The 4,120-nt window shown below is 30.6% G+C and carries 6 protein-coding genes and 1 pseudogene; all 7 read left to right on the top strand.

Annotated features, from left to right (window positions below):
* Positions 1–321: pseudogene (locus tag HMPREF1117_RS0102360) on the top strand (DUF443 family protein); the annotation flags it as partial.
* A gap of 139 nt (positions 322–460) precedes the next feature.
* Complete coding sequence (locus HMPREF1117_RS10355) at positions 461–1,093, top strand: hypothetical protein (protein ID WP_000689231.1); 633 nt, start codon at positions 461–463, stop codon at positions 1,091–1,093.
* Between the two features lie 68 nt (positions 1,094–1,161).
* Entirely contained in the window at positions 1,162–1,851 is a 690-nt protein-coding gene (locus HMPREF1117_RS10360; protein ID WP_231160770.1) for a hypothetical protein, read from the top strand.
* Entirely contained in the window at positions 1,842–2,426 is a 585-nt protein-coding gene (locus tag HMPREF1117_RS10365; RefSeq protein ID WP_000423306.1) for a hypothetical protein, read from the top strand. Before HMPREF1117_RS10360 ends, HMPREF1117_RS10365 begins: the two co-directional genes overlap by 10 nt.
* On the top strand, positions 2,419–2,667 hold the full coding sequence (locus HMPREF1117_RS10370; RefSeq protein ID WP_000073879.1) for a hypothetical protein: 249 nt from the start codon (positions 2,419–2,421) through the stop codon (positions 2,665–2,667). The genes HMPREF1117_RS10365 and HMPREF1117_RS10370 overlap by 8 nt, the downstream gene beginning before the upstream one ends.
* Positions 2,668–3,356: 689 nt before the next feature.
* Positions 3,357–3,650, top strand: coding sequence for a DUF4176 domain-containing protein (locus tag HMPREF1117_RS0102370; protein ID WP_029693187.1), 294 nt, complete (start codon positions 3,357–3,359; stop codon positions 3,648–3,650).
* A gap of 143 nt (positions 3,651–3,793) precedes the next feature.
* The gene (locus HMPREF1117_RS11745; RefSeq protein WP_081480304.1) at positions 3,794–4,009 is read left to right on the top strand and encodes a DNA/RNA non-specific endonuclease; all 216 of its coding nucleotides are present in this window, start codon (positions 3,794–3,796) and stop codon (positions 4,007–4,009) included.
* Positions 4,010–4,120: the final 111 nt, after the last annotated feature.

Here is a 4,120-nt window from a genome sequence, read left to right on the forward strand (position 1 = left end):
GCTTTCAGGTTCATTGCTTTTGTGGTTCGTCATAATCTTCAACAAAAGCTTTCAAGTAAAGAAACTAGGTATCAAATAGTATTCAAACTAGCAAGGTCACAACGTCAGTTGAAACTGTATAAACTTCTGCCTATTCTTTTTGTTGCGGTTATAGGATGTTTGGGGTTTTATATCTTTACTGATAATGGGACAGAGGCCTCTATCCTTATCATTAACAGTATTTTGTTTTTGGGTTTCTTTACGGTGATTTTAGGTATGTTACCACTCCGAGAAAGTTACGAAAAGCAAGAGATTATTTTTGATAGAATAGAGAAGTTATAATTTATAATAACTTTTTGAGGATTAAAACTATAGAAAACGAGATGGGCGACAATCCTTGAAATAAGTGTTAAGAAAATAGGAAGCAATATTGATTCAGGTATTAAATCAATTCAGAAAGTATTTGGGTGGTAAATGAGTTATGAAAATTTTTCAAACATCAGGAAGTTATCATATTGTAGAATACAATAATAAAAGATATGTATTAGATAATACCACAATTGAACCTAAAAAATATTACTGGGGACAGCCTATAGATGAACTTTCGGTAAAAATGTATGAACTTTCTAAAACGGATACACGTTTTAATATCAAAGAATCTTCTTTAGGAAGATCAACGATAGTAGTGGTCATTCAACCTTTTGTTCATTTCCTCTATGGTTTCCTAGACTCTTTTTTTGAGAATGTTAGTATGCAGGAAAGAATATTTTTAAAGTTTGCTATGTTTGTGCTCTCTATAATTATAGGTTATTTCATATATAGAGTACTTTTTAGAGCCAAGAAGTATACCATTCAAGATAAACTTGGGAATGTTCCAAGTGTGGAAGTAAGATTTAGTACAGATGGTAAAAAACAATATAGTTTATCGATAGTATTTTTGATTTTACTATTAGTATCTTTTTTATGGTATTTTTTGAGTAATATCAGCGGAATCTTAATACTTAGTGGACTGTTTTCACTAGCTATTTTCGTTTTTTCATGGCAAATCTTACCTATCGGTATTTCTTATCAGCAAGGACATCTTTTTGTAGAAGAAGTAATAGAGCAATTTTAAACAAAAATTCTGTGACTGTGTTAGAAGTTGGTATTTCATACTTTTTATATTTCTATTATTTAAAAAACATGCGTAAAAAAGTTAAAATATTACAAGGAGACAGAATTAGAAGAATGTTTAGAAAAATTATTTATATTGGGGAATTTAATAATCAAGCCATATACTTTGATACAGAAGAGCAGGTACCGTTAGCGGCATCTAAAAGCTCACTGTTGAATACACAAAACTCCAAACATAGTTGGAAATATATTGTTTGTATCATTTTGATTCTTATCTTGATTCGTATAATGTGCAGAATTTTTCCGATTTTGGATCCTTTTCATGAAAAGTATAGTGTAGCAACTATAGTTTATTTGATAATAGTTTGGGTGGGAGCTGGAGTTGGTTTTCCAATTATAATGGAGAAAATTTTATATAAAAACATAAAGTTCGTTACTCCGACCACAAAGCAGGCTTTTAGAGGAGCCGTGTATGGGAATAACATTTGGAATAATTTTAGCAACAAGAAAATAACTAAAAGCAAGAAAATATGGGCTTGGCTAGTGACTCTTTGCATTGTATTTTTTTCTTTAGCGAGTTTAATTGTTGGGGCTTTGGTATTTAACATGATTGGCAAAACTATTGGTAGTGAAATTATTGCAATAAGTCTCTTGGGGTTATTACCGGGAATGAGTGTTTTTCTACTTTGGCAAAATAATATCATTCGTTGGATGCGTATTGTTGAAAACTATCAAAAAAGAAAGATAAAATGGAATTAAGGAAAGTGTATTTAGGTGAGATGATGAAAGATAATTATGAAATTATTCCTGTAGGAATCTATCAAAAGCAATCTGTTTTTTATGATAAAAGTAGTCAAAAATTACTACTCAGAATAGATAAAAAAGAAAGCAGATATAGTCAATCTTTCTTGGTGACGATTATACTGTTTATGTTGCCAATAGTTAGATGGTTAAATCAATATCTATTTATAAATATTTTATTATTTAATATTTTGATACTGATATTTGGGGCAATTGCAGTTTTTTCTGTTTCGCGAATCTACGTTAAAGAGCTGTATAGAGGGATAGAATTATCTGATTTATACCTGTCGAGAGAATCATATGGTATATTTCTTCATCAAGAAAAAAGAAATTCTAAGATTGCGATTATAACTATCATATCTTTATTTCTAATAGTTACAATTTCTGCTATTCTATATTTACTGACATCAATCTTTTTATTTTTATTTGTTTCCGTCGGTTTACTTTTTCCTTTTTGTTTATTCTTAAATACAAAAACGAAAGAACGATATATTATTTTAAATCAATTGATAAAGGAGTTAGAGAATGAGTAATTACTTGACTCTTGGAAATGTTGCTAAATGGGGTGGAAGAGGACTTGTTGGTCTAGTTGGAGCTGTAACAGTGGGGGCAGTTGTTTCTGTAGGTGTAAAAGGTCTGTATAAAAATTTGAAACCTTTAAGAACTGTAGTTGATGGTGCAGGAGATTTTTTAAACGGAATAGGAAAAGGAATTTCTAATATCGGAAAATCCTTTAGTAATTCACCTAAAGCAATTAAAGGAGTTTTTGGATAATGGAGAAAAAAGCTAACTATGTAGCCCGTGTAGTGGGGCGGCTGGATAACCGTTATTATCTAATAGAAGTCCATAACCGTCTTTATGTAATAGATTATTTTAATCCTAGAGACGTTCGGAATTATTTGTGGGGATTTTTTCCAAAACATTTTTCAAGTTATAATGTTTATGATGTTACAGATATATCAGATAGATATAAAATTAAGTCTAATCCAAAATGGTTATCTGTTTTTAAAAGTATCAATGCTAGTAGTTTTATCAGTTTAGTGGTAACATTGTGGTTATTGTTCTTTCCACCTACTTTTGCTCATAATGATAAAATCCCTCAGTTATGGCTTCCGATTTTAGTTGTATTTGTTGTAGGTCTGCTACTGATTATTACTTTTTTAAATTTGGGATTGGATAAAAGCATTGACCTTGGAAAATTAGACCGTAAAATAATAAGCCCTACTACAGTAATTAAATCTGAGAAAACATATTTACCTGAAAAATTAGCAAAATTTATTTCCTTTGTTTTAGGATTATCTGCTTGCTTTTTACTCGGAATACTCACATCAAATTATTTTACATTATTCTTCTTCACTTTTGTTGTGGGATATGCTTTTATATTGTATCCTTATTTTATAGAAACTACTCTAAACAAATATAAGTTTCAAATTAAAAATATACAGGAGCACAGGAGGCATAAAATGTTATTACCATTAGGGAGTATTGTTTACCTAGCAGATGGTAACCAGAAAATTGTGATTATTGGTCGTGGAATGATTGTTAATCAGGAGGGGGAGGATGTTGTTTTTGACTATACAGGCTCTGTTTTTCCAGACGGTCTCAATCCAGAAGAGATTTATTATTTTAACGAAGAAGATATTGACGAAATCATATTTGAAGGTTACCGTAATGATGAGGAAGAACGCTATGTAAAGCTTTATCTACAGTGGTTGGAGGAAAACAAGGAGAAAGTGGTAAAAGGAAGAACGAAATAGTATCATTTTTATACTATTATTTTAACCAGAGTAGCTTCACAGAATCGGTTGTTGGAGTGGATGAGTACAACTGATTCACTAGCCGAGATGGTTATCGCATCAAACTTATCAGTGAATAAAAGCGAGTCATTTGGCTTGCTTAAATTTTTCATTTATTATCACAAGCGAAAGATGTTAACTTGAAAGAGTATCGTCGTCTTGAGAGAGAATGGATGAATGCACTTAAGAATAATAAAGTTAGCGTAACTGTCAAAATTAAGTATGATAGCAACTCATTAAGGCCATCAAAATTTCAAGTTCGATATAAAATTGATAGAAAAACAAGAATAGAGATTATTAGAAATATCAATAAGAGGTAGTTATTATGAATAGGGTATTCGAAGATCAATTGATGGATATTCAATCTGATATGATTTCTTTATCACTCGAGTATATAGAAAATAAAGCAGAGACAGTTTATATATATGTGG

The organism is Streptococcus sp. SK643 (genome assembly GCF_000259505.1).
GTDB lineage: Bacteria > Bacillota > Bacilli > Lactobacillales > Streptococcaceae > Streptococcus.

Coding starts and splice junctions, on each gene's coding strand:
- HMPREF1117_RS10355 (WP_000689231.1), top strand. CDS start 461: ATGAAAATTTTTCAAACATCAGGAAGTTATCATATTGTAGAATACAAT.
- HMPREF1117_RS10360 (WP_231160770.1), top strand. CDS start 1,162: ATGCGTAAAAAAGTTAAAATATTACAAGGAGACAGAATTAGAAGAATG.
- HMPREF1117_RS10365 (WP_000423306.1), top strand. CDS start 1,842: ATGGAATTAAGGAAAGTGTATTTAGGTGAGATGATGAAAGATAATTAT.
- HMPREF1117_RS10370 (WP_000073879.1), top strand. CDS start 2,419: ATGAGTAATTACTTGACTCTTGGAAATGTTGCTAAATGGGGTGGAAGA.
- HMPREF1117_RS0102370 (WP_029693187.1), top strand. CDS start 3,357: ATGTTATTACCATTAGGGAGTATTGTTTACCTAGCAGATGGTAACCAG.